Origin of the sequence: Tamlana sp. I1, assembly GCF_015355625.1 — a bacterium.
Lineage (GTDB): Bacteria > Bacteroidota > Bacteroidia > Flavobacteriales > Flavobacteriaceae > Pseudotamlana.
In genome coordinates this window covers 233,566-254,454 of record NZ_JACLAF010000003.1, presented here as the reverse complement: position 1 = coordinate 254,454, position 20,889 = coordinate 233,566, and the positions used below count along the sequence as shown (strand labels likewise).

18 protein-coding genes are annotated in these 20,889 nt (G+C 34.6%); 4 read left to right on the top strand and 14 right to left on the bottom strand.

What is annotated here, in order from left to right:
• Positions 1 to 176: 176 nt before the first annotated feature.
• From H6X70_RS03935 to H6X70_RS03925, 3 genes are all read right to left on the bottom strand, one after another.
• Positions 177 to 2,582, bottom strand: a complete 2,406-nt coding sequence (locus H6X70_RS03935) for a glycoside hydrolase family 31 protein (protein WP_194766374.1) — start codon at positions 2,580 to 2,582, stop codon at positions 177 to 179.
• A 457-nt stretch (positions 2,583 to 3,039) separates the two neighbouring features.
• The gene (locus H6X70_RS03930; protein ID WP_194766373.1) at positions 3,040 to 3,375 is read right to left on the bottom strand and encodes a n-acetylglutamate synthase; all 336 of its coding nucleotides are present in this window, start codon (positions 3,373 to 3,375) and stop codon (positions 3,040 to 3,042) included.
• A 74-nt stretch (positions 3,376 to 3,449) separates the two neighbouring features.
• Positions 3,450 to 4,148 carry a DUF2490 domain-containing protein gene (locus H6X70_RS03925; RefSeq protein ID WP_194766372.1) on the bottom strand — a complete coding sequence of 233 codons (699 nt, stop codon included), beginning with the start codon at positions 4,146 to 4,148 and terminating at the stop codon, positions 3,450 to 3,452.
• Between the two features lie 199 nt (positions 4,149 to 4,347).
• Here H6X70_RS03925 and H6X70_RS03920 point away from each other — a divergent pair, with 199 nt between their 5' ends.
• A complete protein-coding gene (locus tag H6X70_RS03920) occupies positions 4,348 to 5,727 on the top strand; it encodes a hypothetical protein (RefSeq protein WP_194766371.1) in 1,380 nt (459 codons plus the stop codon).
• 289 nt (positions 5,728 to 6,016) lie between these two features.
• Here H6X70_RS03920 and H6X70_RS03915 read toward each other — a convergent pair whose 3' ends face one another.
• The 10 genes from H6X70_RS03915 to pdxA all read right to left on the bottom strand — a co-directional run bounded on the left by H6X70_RS03915 (position 6,017) and on the right by pdxA (position 14,349).
• Positions 6,017 to 6,784 (bottom strand): zinc-dependent peptidase, encoded by a 768-nt coding sequence (locus tag H6X70_RS03915; RefSeq protein ID WP_194766370.1) that lies wholly within the window; start codon positions 6,782 to 6,784, stop codon positions 6,017 to 6,019.
• A 93-nt stretch (positions 6,785 to 6,877) separates the two neighbouring features.
• Entirely contained in the window at positions 6,878 to 7,999 is a 1,122-nt protein-coding gene (locus H6X70_RS03910; protein WP_194766369.1) for a BamA/TamA family outer membrane protein, read from the bottom strand.
• A 64-nt stretch (positions 8,000 to 8,063) separates the two neighbouring features.
• Positions 8,064 to 8,522: a 3-oxoacyl-ACP synthase gene (locus H6X70_RS03905; RefSeq protein WP_194766368.1), complete on the bottom strand. Its 459-nt coding sequence runs from the start codon at positions 8,520 to 8,522 to the stop codon at positions 8,064 to 8,066.
• A complete protein-coding gene (gene mtgA / locus H6X70_RS03900) occupies positions 8,503 to 9,204 on the bottom strand; it encodes a monofunctional biosynthetic peptidoglycan transglycosylase (RefSeq protein WP_194766367.1) in 702 nt (233 codons plus the stop codon). The genes H6X70_RS03905 and mtgA overlap by 20 nt, the downstream gene beginning before the upstream one ends.
• A gap of 80 nt (positions 9,205 to 9,284) precedes the next feature.
• The gene (gene accC / locus H6X70_RS03895; protein WP_194766366.1) at positions 9,285 to 10,637 is read right to left on the bottom strand and encodes an acetyl-CoA carboxylase biotin carboxylase subunit; all 1,353 of its coding nucleotides are present in this window, start codon (positions 10,635 to 10,637) and stop codon (positions 9,285 to 9,287) included.
• Between the two features lie 89 nt (positions 10,638 to 10,726).
• A complete protein-coding gene (gene accB / locus H6X70_RS03890; protein ID WP_194766365.1) occupies positions 10,727 to 11,209 on the bottom strand; it encodes an acetyl-CoA carboxylase biotin carboxyl carrier protein in 483 nt (160 codons plus the stop codon).
• A 27-nt stretch (positions 11,210 to 11,236) separates the two neighbouring features.
• The gene (locus tag H6X70_RS03885) at positions 11,237 to 12,232 is read right to left on the bottom strand and encodes a beta-ketoacyl-ACP synthase III (protein ID WP_194766364.1); all 996 of its coding nucleotides are present in this window, start codon (positions 12,230 to 12,232) and stop codon (positions 11,237 to 11,239) included.
• Positions 12,233 to 12,413: 181 nt separating this feature from the next.
• Positions 12,414 to 12,617, bottom strand: a complete 204-nt coding sequence (gene rpmF, locus H6X70_RS03880) for a 50S ribosomal protein L32 (protein WP_109352001.1) — start codon at positions 12,615 to 12,617, stop codon at positions 12,414 to 12,416.
• A gap of 9 nt (positions 12,618 to 12,626) precedes the next feature.
• Positions 12,627 to 13,172: a YceD family protein gene (locus tag H6X70_RS03875; RefSeq protein ID WP_194766363.1), complete on the bottom strand. Its 546-nt coding sequence runs from the start codon at positions 13,170 to 13,172 to the stop codon at positions 12,627 to 12,629.
• Positions 13,173 to 13,296: 124 nt separating this feature from the next.
• Positions 13,297 to 14,349 carry a 4-hydroxythreonine-4-phosphate dehydrogenase PdxA gene (gene pdxA, locus H6X70_RS03870; protein ID WP_194766362.1) on the bottom strand — a complete coding sequence of 351 codons (1,053 nt, stop codon included), beginning with the start codon at positions 14,347 to 14,349 and terminating at the stop codon, positions 13,297 to 13,299.
• Positions 14,350 to 14,414: 65 nt separating this feature from the next.
• Between pdxA and H6X70_RS03865 the strand changes: the two genes are divergently transcribed.
• Positions 14,415 to 15,005, top strand: a complete 591-nt coding sequence (locus H6X70_RS03865) for a riboflavin synthase (RefSeq protein ID WP_194766361.1) — start codon at positions 14,415 to 14,417, stop codon at positions 15,003 to 15,005.
• A 2-nt stretch (positions 15,006 to 15,007) separates the two neighbouring features.
• Here the strand turns inward: H6X70_RS03865 and H6X70_RS03860 are convergent, their stop codons facing one another.
• The gene (locus H6X70_RS03860; protein WP_194766360.1) at positions 15,008 to 15,214 is read right to left on the bottom strand and encodes a hypothetical protein; all 207 of its coding nucleotides are present in this window, start codon (positions 15,212 to 15,214) and stop codon (positions 15,008 to 15,010) included.
• A 996-nt stretch (positions 15,215 to 16,210) separates the two neighbouring features.
• Between H6X70_RS03860 and H6X70_RS03855 the strand changes: the two genes are divergently transcribed.
• Both H6X70_RS03855 and H6X70_RS03850 read left to right on the top strand, forming a co-directional pair.
• The gene (locus tag H6X70_RS03855; RefSeq protein WP_228530248.1) at positions 16,211 to 19,252 is read left to right on the top strand and encodes a SusC/RagA family TonB-linked outer membrane protein; all 3,042 of its coding nucleotides are present in this window, start codon (positions 16,211 to 16,213) and stop codon (positions 19,250 to 19,252) included.
• A 24-nt stretch (positions 19,253 to 19,276) separates the two neighbouring features.
• Positions 19,277 to 20,827, top strand: a complete 1,551-nt coding sequence (locus H6X70_RS03850; protein WP_194766358.1) for a RagB/SusD family nutrient uptake outer membrane protein — start codon at positions 19,277 to 19,279, stop codon at positions 20,825 to 20,827.
• Positions 20,828 to 20,889 lie beyond the last annotated feature (62 nt).

Genomic DNA, 20,889 nt, shown 5'->3' with positions numbered 1-20,889 from the left:
AGATTTCCCAGATTTTTACGAATTGTTTCCAATCAAATTTATCTGTGAAATTCAGTGAAATCCGTGACTGAAAAACAACGCGAGTCCTCTGCGAAATATAAATCTTCATCTGAAATAAAAAAGCCTTCATTTTAAATTAAATGAAGGCTTTAATGATGTTTTAAAATCGGTGTTAATTATTCACCAATAATATGAAGCTCTGTAAATTCTTTGGTAAGTTTTAAGCTTGTACCACCTTTAAATCTTAGTTCTTCGAAAGGAATAATAACGTTATCTATTTCAATTTCTTTAATCTCGAATGGTAACCCGTGGAAATTAATTCTAAAGGTTTTATACGAGGTTATAAACTTTCCAGATTTATGTTGTTGTATAATAACTTCGTTTGCTTTGCCTTCAAATTTAAAGTTTCTTAAGCTGTAACGGCCTTTAATATAGTCGTAACCATCGGTGGCATCTTCATAAACTTGCGAAGTATCACTACCAGATTTGTAATACATGTCTAGCGTTAATTCTTCAACAACCTTCTCGCCAACATATTGTTGGATTGGATATTTAGGTATAATAGCGCCTTCTTTTACAAAAATTGGCATGCTGTCTAAATCGGCATCTACCCAAATTTCTTGTCCGCCACTTACCATCTCATCGGTCCAGAAATTGTACCATTTCCCTCTAGGAATGTACATGCGTCTTCCTTTTTGGTTAGGGCCTGTAACGGGGCATGCTAATATTTTTTCACCAAAAATAAACTCATCATTTCTATAATGGGTTTGGGCATCTTCTTGATCGTAAAGCACCAACGATTTTAAGATTGGAATGCCTTCTTCAGCATACCTCCAAAAAGCGGTGTATAAATACGGTAGAAGTTGGTATCTTAATTCGATAAATTTTCTAACCACATTGGTAATCGTATCTCCAAAAGCCCATGGTTCTTGATCGCCGTGGTCTCCAGAAGAGTGCGTTCTACAAAACGGGTGGAAAATACCTAACTGAATCCAACGAGCGTACAATTCGCCGTTTGGTTGTTCTGCAAATCCGCCAATATCCGATCCTATAAACGAGAATCCAGACATACACATGCGTTGTGCTTGTAAATTAGCAATGTTTAGGTGATCCCAAGTGGCCACATTATCGCCTGTCCAGCTAGAGGTATAACGTTGGGTACCCGAATAGGCAGCTCTTGTAATTACAAAAGGGCGTTTAGGGTACGAAAATTTCTTTAAACCTTGGTAAGTGGCGCGCGCCATTTGCATGCCGTAAACGTTATGAGCTTTACGGTGGCTACAGTGGTTACCATCGTAATCATGACGTACATCGTTAGGGAATGTTTTTCCAGGAACGTCCATTACTGCAGGTTCGTTCATATCGTTCCAAACGCCTTTTACGCCTATGTCTTCAACAAGTTCTTTAAATAAATTAGACCACCATTCTCTTACTTCTGGTTTTGTAAAATCAGGGAAGTAACACTCTCCAGGCCATACTTTTCCTTTCATATAAGGGCCATCGGCACGTTTACAGAAGTAATCTTTATCAAGCCCTTCTTTAAACACCGAATAATCCATGTCTATTTTTATTCCTGGATCTATAATAACAATCGTTTTAAAACCATCGTCTGCCAGTTCTTTCACCATGCGTTTAGGATCTGGAAAATGCTCTTCACTCCAAGTAAAGCATCTAAAGCCTTCCATATAATCGATGTCTAAATAAATAGCATCACAAGGAATTTGTAATTCTCTAAACTTTGCGGTAATTTCTTTAACGTTTGATTCTGGATAATAACTCCATTTACATTGGTGGTACCCTAAAGTCCAAAGCGCTGGCATTTCGTGCGGTTTTCCTGTTAAATCGGTGTAGTTTACAACCACATCAGACATATCGGGGCCGTAAATGAAATAATAGTTCATTTCGCCACCTTGTGCCCAAAAACTAGTAATGTTTCTGCGCTCTTGGCAAAAATCGAAAAAGGATCTAAACGTATTATCAAAAAAGATACCGTAGGATTTTTTGTTGTGCAAGGCCGTATAAAACGGAATAGCTTTATAAATCGGGTCGGTATCGCGACCATAGGCATAAGAATCGGTCACCCAGTTTTCAAAACGTTTGCCTTTTAAGTTGTTGTCTACAGGTTTATCGCCTAAACCATAGTAACTTTCTCCGGGCTGAGCGGTTTTCGACATTTTTACAATATCGCTTCCAAACTCGTAACTTTCTTCCCAATGAAAACCTAATTCATCTTCACAAATCAATGAATTATCCTTGGCATCATATATCGATGTGCGTAAGTCTAACTTTGAAATGTTACAAATAAGTTTTGCGGTGGTTATAATGAAATGATTATCGGTTTCGGTAACTTCAAGGTGATTATACCCTCTGCTTGCATATTTTGTAATGGCATAAGAGAAATCTTTTTCAAAAATACCTGTTGTTGTAAATCTAAAACGTAAAACACTATCTCTACGCACGGTAACTTGCAAAACAACGCCGTTTTGAGTGGTAAAAGAAAGAACGTTTAGGTTCTTTTCATATTTTACTATTTGGGAAGGAAATAGGTTTCCTTTATATTCTAATTCGGTGTTTAAAATCATATATGTTGGTATTAGAATTAGTAAACGAATTTAATAAAATTAACTTCGGATTCATATCGGTTTTCATTAAAAAATAATTAGATATGCTGTGTAATACTCAAATAATGAGGGTCTTAATTTATTAATTCCTAAAACCTTTGAAAATGCAGGAATTTTATTGCGAATAATTTAGAGAAAAAGGTTGGGCTATTTTATTTTTTGAACTGAGTTTATGAAATGCTATAATCATTTATAAATTTTCAAGTCATGTAGAATCATTCTCAAAAAAATAACCAAGCGACTTAACTTGATTTTGTTTTTTTGTTTTGGATTCTTTTGAAAAGGATTATTGGCAAAAATATATTTCATTGAAGATGACTAGTGGTAGTTACAGAGCGGACACCCCTATAATCCCCTAAAGGAGATATTTATTCACGTTTTAATTAATGATATTTTATGAAGCCTGATATCGGTATTTTTAAACTTCCTCTAAAATTGATGTGCCTTTCGAGTGGTCGCCCGAAGTCCATTGCCAAGTTTCATGAAGCCGTATTTTACCATTTTTCATAATTTCAGGTTGCGATGTGCACATCCCTGTCTTGAATTCCCCTTTTTGGTTTATTTGATGGTAACGCATTTCAATAGCGCCATTTTCCTGTACTAAACCGATTAAATGTCCTTTTTTAATGTTTCCGCCATGATATTCTGAAGTTAATAGGTTGCCTTCTTGCTTATATTTAAAGATGGTATCTTCAGTGGTTTCGCCATTTTCAGAATTTTTTATGGGTTTAAAAATTTTGTTGTTGTAGTTCATTTTACTTCATTAACCTAAAAACAATTCCATTTAATAAAAACACGTTTCAAACGAGAATGGATTCTTAAAAATCCCTAAATTTTATGATGAAGGCTTAATTGTATCTGATTTTTATTCCAATTGTTTGTAGTTTGGTTCATAATACCAAGTTGCACCTTGAGGTTGTCTTTTATCATATAGCCTACAGCGGAATAAAAACGATTTCTATCAAAAATTTCAACATCTATACCGTGACCAATGTTGCGTTGTCCGTTGATGAAAATTTCATTGTAAAAAGCCAAATAAAAGGTGTTTTTTTCAAAATTAACTTTATTTAAAGGAATGTTTAAAAAGAGGTTATAACGGTAGCGTGTTCTAAAATCTTGGTGTTCAACAAAGCGTTGCTCGAAACGAAACCTGTGATTGGTATAAAAGCGTTTTCCAAATTTTACAGGGAAAAGGGCTTCTTGGTAAATTCTGCTTTCGGCGTTTGTAGCATTGTCGTCACCAAAAGTGCCTGTGGTAATATGGGCATAACCCAGCGTGAATTTTATGTCGGCTTGTTTGGGTTTATAGGTTAAACCGCCTCGTATTAGAAGTTGCTCTAGGTCGCCACCCATGTTCCAATTTCGGTATTGTATGTCGCCTTGAGCACCCCAGGAACTATCTTTAAATGTGGTATCGAAGAAATACATGTACCATGCGCCAAGACTCCTTTCGTTAATTTGTGCGTTTCCAATTTTTGGAGTTAAAAATAAAATTGTGATGAGTATTAAAAATTGGTTCTTTTTCATTTTGTATCATTTTTTGTAAAAATAGAATTATCCTTTTAAAATCCGGTTTATTGTAGGATGATTACTAACTTTGACTTATAAATTATAAACAACCCTTTTCATACATCATTATTGTGTGAATTAGGTTCAATTATTCAACAAGTATTTTTTTGTGCTTTTTTTTGAATAGAATGAACCCCTAATATTTACCCTACTTTATATGTCCGATTACCTTAGTGTTCTATTAATTATGATGGTTATAGGACTTTTGTTATTAACTCCTGCGGCTTATTTTGGAGGGAAAACAGCTTTAATTATAACGTGGATAATTTTAACAGCGTTTAGTTGCTTTGTATTAATGTACGGTATGGCATTAGGCAAATCTTTTGCAAACAGTAGTTCGCCTACGACTTTTAACGTAGAAATACTTCTCCTTTTTTTAAGTTTTGCTGCATTATATGCTTTTATTGGTTATGGTGCTTTTTGCTTTAGTCAAATGGCACATGGGGTAGCGGGCTATAAATTAAAATGGCTTGTTTGTACTTTAATTTTGGTAGGCTATCCTTCATTTTTATTGGCAAGAGAAACTTATAGTGCCTATACTACCAAAGTAAAAAATTATAAAACGGAGGTTATTATTGCGCATCCTATAGATTTTCCAATACAAATAGACCAGCTGAGGTTTTTTAATTCTGAAACAAATCAATCATCGATTCCATATTCTCGATTTCTAGAAACCGATCGTGAATTATCTAGAATTGAAGGGTTGAATTACGAAAATGAAGACATGCAAAGTCAAAGATATTATAGGAAACTAGCAGCTACATTAATTCCTATAACTTTTAATGCTTTTGAATTGTCTTGGTATTCGGTTTTAGAACATCGTTTTTATAAAGATGTTTTTCCTTTAGATCAGAAGAAGTTAAAGGTAAGTAAAACTTATGAAGGGCAAATGCTAATTAGTGATATGCTGATTAACATTTTACCTAATGGACATGTGGATTTATTAAAGCACAGTTATAGTAATTATAGCCACATAGCACCTTATTATGATGTGGCTTTTACCGATGTTGAAGGGCAAAGCCAAGAGGCTATTTGGGAACTTTTTACGCCTATTGGGAAACCTGAGGAACATAAAGAAAACTTAAAAAGAGATTTTGCTGAGCTTGAAGCTAATACACGAACCTTATTAACGCCCGAAGAAATTTTAAGTTTTAGACGTGTGTATCCCTATGGAATGACTATTGAAATCAATGAAAAACCAAATGAAATTAACGAGCTACAGGAAATTAAAATCATCGATTTCTATTTGAATCAGTATACCAGACAAGTAGATTCCTTAAAAGTAATTAGCACCAAACCTTTGCCTAGTTATATTGAAATAAAATTGTTAAATGATAAGGATGAAAGACGTAGGATAGCTATTGCCTTCGATAAAAAAGCATTATTTAATGCGTATAATACCTTTACTGAAATATATAAAGACGCTGTTTATTTTGATATTTCAGTGGATATTGAAGATTTAAGTTTGAGTGAAATCACTTTGAAATCAAAAGAAGCTAAAACCATTTTACAAGATTATCGTATTTACGAAAGGTAATTTATACCCCATACTTTTCATGCAAAGGGGCATTAATTGTATTTCGTAGTTGAATGCGTAACGCGTCGGCATCGGCTTTTGTTATTTGTTAATTTTTTTGAAGCTGCTTAAATGGTACTTGCTTGTGAAAAAGTTATAACTTGAGTAGTTAGCTTCTGTTTTGTATTTCTGCTACTGCCAAACGCTCTTGGTGCCTTTAAGAGAAGATATTAATACTAGCCTGATTTTATTCCCGCCACTAAGCAAAGCTTAGCGGGAGTGGAGGTTACGTCTCTTCAATCTCACATCCTCAATTTTTGGTATGAAAACACATTTGTAACATGCGGAATAATTCGGGATGTTTTTTTTCCATTTGCTTTGGGTTTTCAAAAAAATATTCGGAGGCTACAGCAAAAAATTCCGCTTGGTTTGTACCACCATAACTTCTAATATCCGATTTGTTTTTACGAATGGCTTCTATTTCTTTATGAATGATATTAAGCCACGGAATACTATAAGCGTGTTGCATGATGTACTCTGGAACACCATCGGTGTCGCCGTCCATTTTATCAATTAGATGTACAAATTCATGTATGGCAGTGTTGCTTTTATCGTTTGCGTTAGAAAACCCATGGTAAAGGGCTTTTTTAGAAAGGATCATTTGTTTTTCTAAACGGCCAGTACCAATCATGCCCATAATATTTCTATCCTGCTGTTTGGTGTCAAATTCGTTATCGGCATTAAAATTATCGGGATATAAAATCACGCCGCTTAAATTATTATAATGCCATTCTGGAAAACCAAATACAGGAATTACCGAACTGGCGGCAACCAATATTCGGTCTAAATCTTGTAATTCTAACTGAACGCCTTCAATATTAACTTCTTTTAAAAAAAGCATCATTCTGTTTTCAAATAAGGTTTGCTTTTCAGGAGTGAGTTCCCGATAAAAAGCAACATGTTCTTCAAGAAGGGGTTTCCATGCTTTAGGAAAAGTGTCGGGTTTTTTCGTTTTTGTTCCGCGTAAAGCGAAAATCACGAAAGCGAGTATGATTAAAAATAAAACCGTGTATATCATATTCTAATTTTAGAAAAAAATTCAGCAAGTGAAGATAAAAAAGTAAAGGGATATAAGGTTTTAATTTATGAAGAAGTCTGTATAAGTGAAATTTTATCTGGTAAAGGCTTCTCCTATTCTAAAATAAACGCCCCAATCTTCGCGACCAACAGCCAAATCTATTCCTACGTTAATATTAGCTTTAGGAATGGCTAAATACCGTATTCCAGCCCCAATGGCAGGTAAAATATTATCGGAATTTAAATCGTTAAGCCCATTAATAGCAGTGGCTACACCACCAAATGCCACATAACCCCAACGCGGTTTAAACCAATGCCTGTATTCGGTTTGTGCATCGTAGACTTGGTTGGCGCGGTGTTTCCCATTAGAGTATCCTCTTAAATCGTCTTGACCAACAACATTTTGTCCGGAAAAAGGCACATTACCCGTCGCTATTTGTCCGTAAGCCCTAATAAGCAAGGTGTTTTTGCCTTTTAGGTCTAGGTATTTATTCACTTCGTAATTTATATTTGTGTAGGTATCGGTGCTGCCTAAACTTTCAAAAAAGGAATTGGTGCTTAACTTTGCATTAATTCCTTTTGTAGGTTGAAATTGATTATCGCGAATATCGTATTCTGAAGAAACCCCAAAACCAATTTGAATCACTTCTTCATCAGGCTTTAAATTCGTATCAAAAGTGGTGTAAGCATGTGAAAATAAAATACGTCCGCCAACATAGAGCTGCCCGTAAACGCGACCTAAAAATTCTAAAAACACAAACTGAAACTTATTGTTATAATTTACAAATTCGCCTTCATCACCTGGAATGGGTAGAATGCCATTTGGTAAGTTCGGAAAAAGGTCGCCCCATTCTAAATAGGTTTGAAAATTTACAGACCCTAAACCAGAAACTAATTTACCACGATATATATTTTCTTTAAAATAAAAACGATTGGGCTGCACCACATACCAAGTTTTATTGGTTGAATAATTGGCAATTAACATGGTTTTAGATAAGGGTGAAATGCTATCGTTTTTTTGCATCCTATAAAAGCCTGAAGCCATGGCGCCGAAAATGGCTCCAAAACTATTATTATAGGTTATTGTTGGAATAATAACCGTATTGACGCGTTTTTCTTTTTTAGGGTTTTTACCTTCATTTTCTTCCGCTTTTTGAGCAAACAGAAGTACTGGAAAAAACAAAATACAGAAGAAAATTTTTAGTGCAGTTTTCATAGGAAGGCGTTTGTTTGTTAAAAATAAACAAAAGTTCTTACTCTTTAGAGGATCGTTTACTATATTAAAACACAAGTTCAATCTCAAAACCCTCATTTCTAAAGATTATAGTGTCACCAACAGTTTTTCCCATTAATAGTAAACCTATAGGTGTATTTGGGGAAATGGCGTAAAATTTTTGGGTATTTATTTGAAGTTCTCCAGCGCTAATGGCTATAAAATAATTGGCTTTGCTGGTATAAACTACGCTCCCTAAACCTATTATTTTGGAAGTTTTAGAAGGATTTACTTTGGAAAGAATTTCTTTAGTTTTTTCAACTTCTGCCAATTGTTGTCCTGCTTTTTCACGTTCTAATTGAAGCATGGCTCTACCGGTTTCATGCTTATCGCCAGCACTACTTTTAGTTTCTGAAGTTAAAGAAAGCTGTATTTCATTGATTGTACTTTGAATAGTTTGAAATCTGCGATTTACAAAATCATCACACAAACGGTATAAAGTGGCTTTAATTTTTTCGTTTTCCATCGTCTTTTTCTTCAAACTTTAAGGGACCAAAATAGCGCATTTGTCTTACAATCCAATCTTTTCTAGATTGAATATATGCAGTTGCTGGGGCGGCTTTATACTTTCTAGGGTTGGGTAAAATGGCTGCTAAGGCTGCTGCTTCATACGGCGTTAATGTGCTTGCCGATTTTTTAAACCAATATTGCGAGGCTGCTTCGGCACCATAAATGCCTCGGCCCATTTCGATACTGTTTAAATAGACTTCTAAAATGCGTTCTTTGCTCCAACACAACTCCATTAAGAAGGTGAAATATGTTTCTAAGCCTTTTCTTAACCAACTGCGCTCTGGCCATAAAAATACGTTTTTAGCTGTTTGCTGACTTATAGTACTTCCGCCTTTTAGGCGTTTTCCTTTGGCGTTATGAGTCACCGCTTTTTGTATGGCGCCATAATCTAAGCCTTTATGTTTTAAGAAATTTTGATCTTCACTACAAATTACTGCCAGTTGTAAATTTTTAGAAATCGCACTGATTTCAACCCAATCGTGTTTAAGAATTTTAGGGCTGTCTTTTTCAAAATAACGCAGTAGCATTAATGGAGTTACAGGCACAGGAACCCATTTAAACAGAAGCACAAAGGCTAATGAGAGTAGAACAAACCAACAAAAAATTTTAAATAAAAATTTGAAAAATCGCTGAATCACTTAGGGTATTAAATTATCAGATTAATCGCAAAAGTAATCTAAAAAAAAACTCCGAAAATGACTTTCGGAGTTTAAATGTTTTATTCTTCAATTTGCTTTTCTATAACAAAATCTTCCATGAATTTGGTGGTATAATTACCAGCCAAATAATCTGGATGTTCCATTAATTGTCTGTGAAAAGGAATGGTTGTTTTAATGCCTTCAATAACAAACTCGTCTAAAGCACGTTTCATTTTATGAATGGCTTCCTCTCTGGTTTGTGCTGTTGTAATTAACTTAGCAATCATAGAATCGTAGTTTGGCGGAATGGCATAACCTGCGTACACATGCGTATCTAAACGCACACCATGACCTCCTGGGGCATGTAATGTTGTGATAACGCCTGGCGATGGTCTGAAGTCATTAAAAGGATCTTCAGCGTTAATTCTACATTCTATAGAGTGTAATTTTGGTAAGTAGTTTTTACCAGAAATTGGCACTCCTGCGGCAACTAAAATTTGCTCGCGAATTAAATCGAAATCAATTACTTGTTCGGTAATTGGGTGCTCTACTTGAATACGTGTATTCATTTCCATAAAGTAGAAATTACGGTGCTTATCAACTAAAAACTCAATGGTTCCAGCACCTTCATACTTTATATATTCGGCAGCTTTTACAGCGGCTTCACCCATTTTCTTACGAAGTGCAGGCGTCATAAATGGCGAAGGTACTTCTTCAGTTAATTTTTGATGGCGACGTTGTACCGAGCAATCTCTTTCAGATAAATGACACGCTTTTCCTGTAGAATCGCCCACAATTTGAATTTCAATATGTCTTGGCTCTTCAATAAGTTTTTCCATGTACATATCGTCATTTCCAAAGGCAGCTTTACTTTCTTGTCTTGCTGAATCCCAAGCATCTTTAAGATTTTCAGGTTTAAAAACGCCACGCATTCCTTTACCACCACCACCGGCAGAAGCTTTAAGCATAACCGGATAACCAGTTTCTTCGGCAATTCTTTGGCAATCTTCAAACGACTCAATCACACCATCACTCCCTGGTACACATGGTACACCGGCAGCTTTCATGGTGGCTTTAGCGTTTGCTTTATCCCCCATACGGTCAATCATTTCTGGAGAAGCTCCAATAAATTTTATACCGTGTTCTTCGCAAATTTTTGAAAATTTCGCGTTTTCAGATAAAAATCCGTAACCTGGATGAATGGCATCTGCATTAGTAATTTCGGCAGCAGATATAATGTTAGACATTTTTAAATAAGACTCGCTACTAGCTGCTGGTCCTATACAAACCGCCTCGTCTGCAAATTTTACGTGCAAACTTTCTGCGTCTACTGTAGAGTAAACTGCAACTGTTTTTATGCCCATTTCTTTACAGGTTCTAATAACACGTAATGCTATTTCCCCACGATTGGCAATCAATATTTTTTTAAACATCTTTTTTGAATTAGATTAAATAGACAATTGGATTTTTCAAACATTAAAATGATGTACACTTTAATAACTGAAAATCTAATAATCTAAAATTAAGATGGATCTACTAAAAATAATGGTTGATCGAATTCAACTGGTGAAGAATCGTCAACTAATATTTTAACAATTTTTCCTGAAACTTCAGATTCAATTTCATTGAAAAGTTTCATGGCTTCAATAACACAAAGTACATCACCAGCTGCAATGGTTTGTCCTACCTCTACAAATAAAGGTTTGTCTGGAGCTGGTTTTCTATAAAACGTTCCAATAATTGGCGATTTAATTGTAATATATTTTGAGTCTTCTGTCGCTGCTGGAGCTGGTGCAGCAGGAGCGGCAGGTGCTGTTGCTTCTACTGGTGCAGTGGCTACTGGTTGTGCAGCTAACTGTGGTGCTGGAACTTGATGCACAATAGTTGTGTCTGATTCTGATCCTGTTTTAATAGTGATTTTGATATCATCCATTTCTAATTTAACCTCGCTTGCGCCAGACTTGGCAACAAACTTAATTAAGTTCTGAATTTCCTTTATATCCATAATATGCTTGTTATTTAGTCGTTAATTCTAAGCGTTGTAAGCCCATTTTAAATAAATAGACCCCCAATTAAATCCGCCACCAAAAGCGGCAAATATAATATTATCTCCTTTTTTTAATTGTGATTCGTAATCATTTATTAGCAAAGGTAATGTAGCAGAGGTCGTATTCCCATATTTGTGAATATTAATCATTACTTTTTCCTCAGCTAAATCGATACGTTGTGCCGTAGCATCAATAATACGTTTGTTTGCTTGATGTGCAGCCAACCAATCAACACTATCCTTTGTTAAGTTGTTTCGTTTTAAAATTTTCTCTGCGGCATCGGCCATATTAAAAACAGCATTTTTAAAAACAGTTCGTCCTTCTTGGAAAGCGTACTGTCCGCCTTTTTCTAAAACTTCTGGTGTAATGGTGTGCGAAGATCCGCCGTAAGTGGCTTGTAAAAAGTCACGTCCCGTACCATCACTTCTTAAATATTCGTCTTGAAGTCCTAAATTTTCTTCATTAGGTTCAAATAAAACAGCGCCAGCACCATCACCAAAAATAATACAGGTGGCACGGTCTTTATAATTAATTATTGAAGACATTTTATCTGCTCCAATAAGTAATACGTTTTTATATCTTCCAGATTCAATATAGCTTGCTGCTACAGACATGCCGTATAAAAAACTTGAGCATGCTGCATCCATATCGAATGAAAATGCATTGGTTGCGCCAATTTCTGAAGCTGTATATGAAGCTGTTGAAGCGGCTTTCATATCTGGCGTCGCGGTAGCTACAATAACCAACTCGATAGCTTTAGGATCTAGTCCTTTTTTATTTATTAAATCTTGGGCTGCTTTAATGGCCAGGTAAGAAGTTCCTTTGCCTTCGTCTTTTAAAATTCGACGTTCTTTGATACCTGTTCTGGAGGTTATCCATTCATCATTTGTATCAACCATCGTTTCAAGAATCTGATTGGTTAATACGTATTCTGGTACATACGCACCTACAGCTGTAATAGCCGCTGTGATTTTACTCATAACTTTATAGTTAATTTGACCAAAAATTCGTTAAAAATGGACAAAAACATTCAAAATTTGGCGAAAACTACTAAATTTTGTCGTAATAATATGCAAATTACGTGTTTTTGTTAATCATAAAAATTATTTCATAAAAAAAACGCTCATAAATGAGCGTTTTTTAATATGCATGCATAATTAATTATGCAACATTTTCTATTTCTTCAGAATTATCAATCAATACTTGACCTCTGTAGTATAATTTTCCTTCATGCCAGTGCGCTCTGTGATATAAGTGAGCCTCACCTGTTGTAGGGCATGTCGCAATCTGTGGCGCAGTTGCTTTATAATGTGTTCTTCTTTTATCTCTTCTGGTTTTCGAGATTTTTCTCTTAGGATGTGCCATTTTATATGTTTATTTATCCGTTAATAATTTCTTTAATGTATTCCAACGAGGATCGATATCCTCTGTTTTGTCTTTCTTTTTATCTTCTTTAAGCTTTGGGCTTAATTCTTCTAATTTTTTGAGTATTTCTGAATCTAAGGTGCCGTCTTCAACGCCTGGATGAATACGTTTAATAGGAACAGCAAGTATAATTAATTCATATATATATTGCTGAATATTAATTTCGTAAGTTCCGTGAGGTACAATTAATAAGTCAATGTTTTCATCATTATACTCATTTCCAAAGTTTACCACCAAATCAAATTCATTTTCAATGTCTTGATTATAGGGCTCGTTGGTTAAATCGCAATTCACATTAACCCATCCAAAAATTTTAAAATGTAATTCTAATAAAGTTGATTTTTTTTCTAATATTAAATCAACATGTACGTCTACATCATTAAAATCTTCGTACTCAAAATGTTTAAAGAACGCCTCCTTAATGTCATACTCAAAATGATGTTTGCCAATTTTTAACCCTACAAATGGAATTGTAAACTCTTTTAACGACTTCATTATCACATCTATTTTGAGCCTGCAAATATATAAATTTTTATTAATGCAGCATTACTTATTAACATTTTTTTGTTTATATCCTAAAAGACTGTCCTTTTAACCAAAAAAACTAGAAATCAATTGCTTAACGGCGCTCGTTTCGCGCTGCCTTTTTTAAGGGGTTTGCAGTAAGGGTTTCGTAATCGGTTCGGTTTTTAAAAATTTGCATGGCACTATAAACCGCTTCTTTAAACGAGTTTTCATCGGCAATGCCTTTTCCTGCAATTTCATAAGCGGTACCGTGGTCTGGCGAGGTTCTTACTTTACTAAGTCCTGCCGTAAAATTAACGCCTTGCCCAAAAGACAGGGTTTTAAAAGGAATTAACCCTTGGTCGTGATACGATGCTATAATGGCATCAAAGTTTTTGTAATTATTCGATCCGAAAAAACTATCGGCAGCATAAGGGCCATAAACTAATTTTCCGCTGTCTTTAATTTTTTTAAGTGTTGGCCTTAAAACGGTGTCGTCTTCAGTTCCAATAACACCATTGTCGCCTGTATGCGGATTAATGCCCAAAACAGCAATTTTAGGTTTCTGAATTTTAAAGTCTTTTTTAAGACAATTATAAACCGTTTCTATTTTTTGCTCGATTAGTTTTGGTGTAATATGCGCCGCAACATCTTTAACAGGTACATGGTCGGTAAGTAAACCAACGCGTAGCGTATCGGTAATCATGAACATTAAACTATCGCCTTCCAATTGCTGAGATAAATAATCGGTGTGGCCAGGGAATTTAAAATCTTCAGACTGTATATTGTGTTTATTTATAGGTGCTGTTACTAATACTTGAATGCTGCCCTCTTTTAAAGCTTTGGTGGCTGCTTCTAAAGATTTTATGGCATAAGCGCCTATTTTAAGGTCTTCTTTGCCAAATTCAATTTTAACAGGTTCGTTCCAGCAATTAAACACATTAACTTTACCAAGGGCCACTTGGCTCATGTCGTTTATGTTGAAAAAATTGATTTCCGACTTAAAATGGGTTTTATAAAAAGCCATGGTTTTCGACGAAGCAAAAATTACGGGGGTGCAGAAATCTAGTATTCTAGCGTCTTCAAAAGTTTTTAAAACTATCTCGCCGCCAATACCGTTTAAATCACCTATTGATATGCCTACAACTATATTTTCCATCTGCTTCATTAAAAATGATAACTTTTGTTCGTAATTTTGATGCTGCAAATTTAACTAAATAAACAGAGAATATTATGTTTACTGGAATTATTGAAGATATTGGTGTGGTTTCTAATTTAAAAAGTGAATTGGACAATCTTCACATCACGATAAAAAGCCGCATTTCTTCCGAATTAAAAATAGACCAAAGCGTTGCACATAACGGGGTTTGTTTAACTGTGGTAAACATAAATGAAGATGAATATACCGTAACTGCGATAAAAGAAACCTTAGACAAAACAAACTTGGGAACTTTAAATGTAAATGATCAAGTGAATTTAGAACGCGCTATGAAGCTTGGCGATAGGCTTGATGGCCATATTGTGCAAGGGCATGTCGATCAAACAGGTGTTTGTACCGAGGTAAAAGAAGCGAACGGTAGCTGGATATTTACTTTTAAATACGATGCTTCATTAAATAATCTTACTATAGAAAAAGGCTCAATAACCGTAAACGGCACCAGTTTAACCGTGGTGAATTCTAAAAAAGATGCATTTAGTGTGGCAATTATACCATACACCTATGCGCATACCAATTTTAATACTTTTAAAGTAGGTAGTATTATAAATTTAGAATTTGATGTATTAGGAAAATATGTAACAAAGCTTACACAATTAAATAAGTAGCCTTATTTTTTTTCTTTTTGAAACAGTAATTTTTTTGCCCCATAACCTAGCGCAACAAGAATACCTGCCAATACCCCGCCATCTATAGGAACAAGCCCTGGTACTACTGGTCCCGCGGGAGGTGGAGGAGAAACTCCCTGAGCCAAACAAGCAAAACCTATTAATAAAAATAGGATTGTGGTTAATATTTTGGTTTTTGGTATAGTCATAAACGTGGCAAATGTAAAAAAAAAAGTGAGTTAACAATATTATGATATGTAATTTCACTATAAAAACGTCTGTAAAAAACAAAATAATCCGATAAAATACAGGTTTTTAGCTTTAAATCGGTCTTCTCTTAGGTTTTATAAAAACAGGAAATAATAATATATAGTATGTTTTCTTCAACAAACAAGAGTTGAAATTTCTTCTTATAAAATACACATATCAGCATTGAAAAATATCACATTAATAGTGCTTATTTTTTAATCTAGTTTAGGGGTTTAAATTACTTTTTTTAAACGCTTAAATCAGACATCTTTTCCATAGCAGATGCAAGCATAAATTTTCGAATAAAATTGTAAAAAAATACTTCATTTTAAATAAAACAAACCTAGTTTTTTCAATTAAAATGGAATTTGAAGTCTCAAAAAATCCTGTTAAAAAATCCGAATAATTCAATACGAAAACCATTTTTTTTATAATAAATCACATTTTAACTTAAAAAAAATACAGACTGCAAAAATTGGCCTATTTGCTTGATACACGTGAGATAAGGGCTGTTAACAGCCATTTTTTGGGCTGTTAAAATTGAAGAAGCGAAAGGTTAAATTCTAAAATCACTTTTTTTTTAACAAAAAAATAACATACATTTGGAAAACCAGATTGGGAAACCACTCTGGAAAACCAAAAAAACTAAAACTAAACAGAATGATTCAAAACAAAGATTAGCACACTAAACAGGTGGGTAAAAACCTGCTCTTTTCAAAAGCGTATTTCTTGCATGTAAAACAAGTAAGAAGTACTTCCAAAAAACATGTAATATTTTACTTTTTAAGTTTTCTTCTAAAAAAGCACTTTAATAATGCTGAAGAAAGTCGTATTGGTGAAATAAAAAGAATTGAGAAAACTCTCAATTTTATTTTAAATGCTTTGAACAAGCATAAAATATGTCAAACATAATTAACAAAACCACAATGAATTTAAAAACTAAATTAACATTAACGATGATATTGTTATTCAATATCACATTATTTGCACAGGGCGGTTATACCTTGACTGGTCAAATAACCGACGATAAAAATGTGCCCATTACTGGAGCTAATGTCATTATTAAAAACACCAAAACAGGTACTTATGCCGATTTTGATGGTTCTTTTACTATTGAGGTAAAAAATGGTGATATTTTAGTGTTTTCTACCTTAGGTTATTCTTCTAAAGAAGTTGCTATAAACGGACAAAAAACATTAAGCATTACGCTTATGGAGGACGCTAGTCAACTTGACGAAGTAGTCGTAGTAGGATATGGATCTCGTAAAAAGAGTGACATAACCGGAGCTGTTTCTTCCGTAAAAACAGAAGAATTAACAGCATTCCCTGTGTTAGACGCTTCACAGGCGCTACAAGGTCGTGCAGCAGGTGTAGATGTACAGTCTAATAATGGTGGTGAGCCAGGTGCACCTATAAGCATTAAAATTAGAGGTAACACTTCAATTAATGCTAGTAGTTCACCGCTTATTGTTGTAGATGGGTTTGTAGGGGCAACTATGCCGCAACCTGGAGATATTCAGTCTATGGAAATCTTAAAAGATGCCTCTGCAACTGCGATTTATGGTTCTCAAGCTGCTAATGGTGTAGTTTTAGTAACAACTAAAAAAGGTAAAACAGGTAAAATAACTGTTGATTTTAATTCAACATACCAGATACAAGCTAATTCTAACAGATTAGATTTGTTAAATGCAGATGATTTTGCAGACTATCAAAATGATATCCGTGTAAACCGAAACAATTCAAATCCTTACATTCAAGGGGCTGAGAATACAGATTGGCAAGACATGATTTATAGAAATGGTAGTGTTGCAAACCACCAATTGTCTGTTTCTGGGGGTTCTGATAAAATTAAGTTTTATAGTTCAGCGACTTACTATGGTCAAGATGGTGTTTTAGTAAATTCTGACTATGAAAGGCTTACCTTTTTATCTAATGTAGATGCTCAAGTTACAGACAAATTAAACGTTGGTGTAAACTTAGTTGGTGGCACAAGCAAGAAAAGCGGTGTAACTACGCAGTCTAATGGTTCGGTAACAGTAGGTGGTGATGATGTAGTTTCTTTGGCAATGCGATTTGCTCCAGACAAAGGTGTGTATAATCCTGATGGAACATTTACAACAAATGATCAAATTGGTGATGAGGTAGATAACCCATACGCTGTAGCAACTCAAAGAGATGATGATACTGAGATTGATAATTTCAGAGCTAATCTTTATGCTAGCTATGATATTTTAGAAGGATTAAATTTCAAAACAACTTTTGGTATTAGTACAGAAAATATTTTTAGAGGAATGTATATGCCTCGTACCTTAAAAGTTACGGCAAGTACAGAGCAAGGTAGAGCTATTATGCAAAATTGGAAATCGAATAGTGTATTAAGTGAAAACTATTTAACTTATAACAAAGAAATAGGTAAAGGTAATTTAACCTTATTAGGAGGTTATTCGTACCAGAGAAATATAAACCAAAGCTCTTATAATGAAGGAACGGGTACTATTTCTGATTCATTTTCTTACTATGGGTTGTATACTGCAACTAATTTAATTCAACCAACTTCAGGTCAAATTTATAAAAATGAACGTACTATTCAGTCTTTGTTTGGTAGAATTAACTACGATTATAACGACAAATACTTATTTACTGCTACAGTAAGACGTGACGGAGCTTCAAACTTTGCAGCAAATAAGAAATATGCTATTTTCCCATCAGGAGCTTTAGGATGGAAAATTTCTAATGAAGATTTCTTAAAAGATAGCAACATAATTTCTAACTTAAAGTTAAGAGCTAGTTATGGTGAAACAGGTAACCCTTCTATTGCGCCTTACCAATCTTTAGCTAGTGCAGAAGTTATTTATGCTTCAAACGCTGGTAGTACTGTAGCTGCAATTACTCCTTATCAAATGGCAAACCCAGATTTAGAATGGGAGAAGTCTTATCAATCTAACTTTGGTTTGGATTTAGGTTTCTTAAAGAATAGAATTACACTTTCTTTAGATTACTATAATATCGATACTGAAGATTTAATCATGGTAAATAGAGGTCAACCTGATTACTTAGGGTTTTATAATGACTCATCACTAGTTAACGCTGGGGCTATTAACAATACTGGATTTGAAGTGTTTTTAACGACTAACAATATTAGTAACGATAAATTTACTTGGACTACAGACTTTGTGTTTTCTAAGAACACCAACACAGTTACTTCTTTAATTAACGGAGATGATTGGTTTGGGAATGGAGCACCATCATACTTTAGTTTAAGTGAAACTTTTATCTTAAGAGAAGGAGAAGAAGTTGGACAGTTCTGGGGTTATGATTATGTAGGTGTATATCAAGGAGGAACACTTCCTAATGGAACTGCTGTAATTCCAGCTTCAAGAGATGCTGGCAACCCAATACCAGGTGAGCCTTTATTTAGAGATTTAGATGGTAATGGTGATATTGATGATGCTGATAGAACGATGATTGGTAACCCAAATCCAGATTTTACTTGGGGTTTCACAAATAACTTTACTTATAGAAACTGGGATTTAAACATCTTTTTCCAAGGTTCTCAGGGTAACGAAATTTTTAATATGACTCAAGTACAATTAAATAACGGAGATTCTAATACAACCTACGATTATTATAACAACGCTTGGACTCCTACTAATACGGATACAGACCAACCGCGTGTAGGTAATTTTAGTACTAGAGAGATTTCATCTCGTTTCGTAGAAGACGGAAGTTATGTTAGATTGAAAAACTTAGCTTTAGGTTATAACTTTTCTTCAAAAGTTTTAGAAAATATTGGTGTAGAAAAATTAAGACTTTCAATAAGCGGACAAAATTTATTGACATGGACAAATTACTCTGGTTTAGATCCTGAAGTAAGCTACTTTGGTGCTCAAGGGGGAACTAATGGTAACAACCAGGCGACAAACACAACTAGAGGTTTTGATTTTGGATCTTATCCAACAGCTAGGTCCTACAGTTTTACTTTAAACTTAACATTTTAAGAATCATTTTAATAAAAATAAATAATGAAAAACACAAAATATATAATATGGTTATTGGTAATTGGATTATCAATAATGGGATGTTCAGATCTTGAAGAAGAACCGGTAGGGCTATTGTCTCCTGATGGATTCTTTAATACAACTGAAGACATACAGATCGCTGTAAATGGTGCGTATACCCATGCTATTAACGAAGAGATTTGGGGTAGAAAATTATCAGTTTCGTTAATGCTACGTTCAGATATGGTTAACCTACAATCAAATCAGACACACAGGGTAGAAATGGATATGCATACAATTTCAGGAAATAACGAAATGGTATATGATCCATGGAGACGAATTTATTTAGGTATTGCTGCAGCTAATACAGCTATTGCTGGCGCAGCCGATGTAGATGCAGCCGCTGACTTAAAAAACCCGGTTGTTGCACAAGCTTATTTTATTAGAGCATGGTATTATTTTCACTTAGTACGTTTATTTGGTGATGTGCCTTATATCGACGAGCCTATCACAGGTGCTAATGCTGAGGTTTATAGAAATATTAGTTGTACACCTGAAGCTGAAGTTTATGCTAATATCATTTCTGATTTAGAATTTGCTGAACAATGGTTGTATCCAGCTTCAGAAGCATCAGGGATCCCTACTACTTATTCAGCTAGTTCTTATTTAGCATTGGTTTACTTAACAAGAGCAACTAGTAATTTTGGTAGTGCTAGCGATTTTAGCACAGCTTATTCATATGCGAAAAAAGTAATTAATAGTGGTGCTTATACTTTAGATAGTAACTTCCAAAATTTATTTAATGCCGCTGAGTCAGGTGCTTCTCCTGAAATGATTTTCACTTTAGATTATAACAATGTTGAAGCTGATGACAATGCTTATGATCAAGTTGCTCCAATGACTGGTATTAGAAGTGACGATGATGATCAAGGTTGGTCTGTTGCTGTTCCAGTAATGGCTGTTTACAATTCATTTGATCCAGCAGATTACAGAACACGAGTAAGTTTTCAAACAGAAGCTACTATTGGTGGTACAACTGTAGACTATACAAACTTCTCTATTAGTGGACACGGTGATGCTGGTAATATGCCTTACATAGCTAAGTATACACGTTACCCTGGTGATTATGCAAGAGGAAATAAACGTGCAACAAGTATTAATTACCCTATGATGCGTTATGCAGAAGTGTTATTAATTGCAGCAGAGTGCGCTGTTGAAACTGGAGATAATGCTGGTGCATTAAACTACATTAACCAAGTTAGAGAAAGAGCAAGAAAGGGTGGTGCTTCTACAAATGGAGGATATGTACCTGAGACGGTGCCAGCTAGTGCAGTTCCTGCAGATCTTTCAGGAACAGTTACTTTAGATGACGTGATTGAAGAGCGTAGAATCGAGTTAGCTTTCGAGGCTAAAAGATGGTATGATATTAAGCGTAGAAATTTAGGTGATCAAGTATTTAGTGCATCTGGTTATGAAGGAGCTAAACCAGATTGGAATGCATCAGTTGATTATGATACACCAATTCCTCAAGATGAAATTGAGAGAAATCCTAATTTAGATAAACTTACAAATTAAGCTATTAAATAGGCTTATAAACATAAGTTTATATAATGTCATTGGTAAATTTTAGGTATATC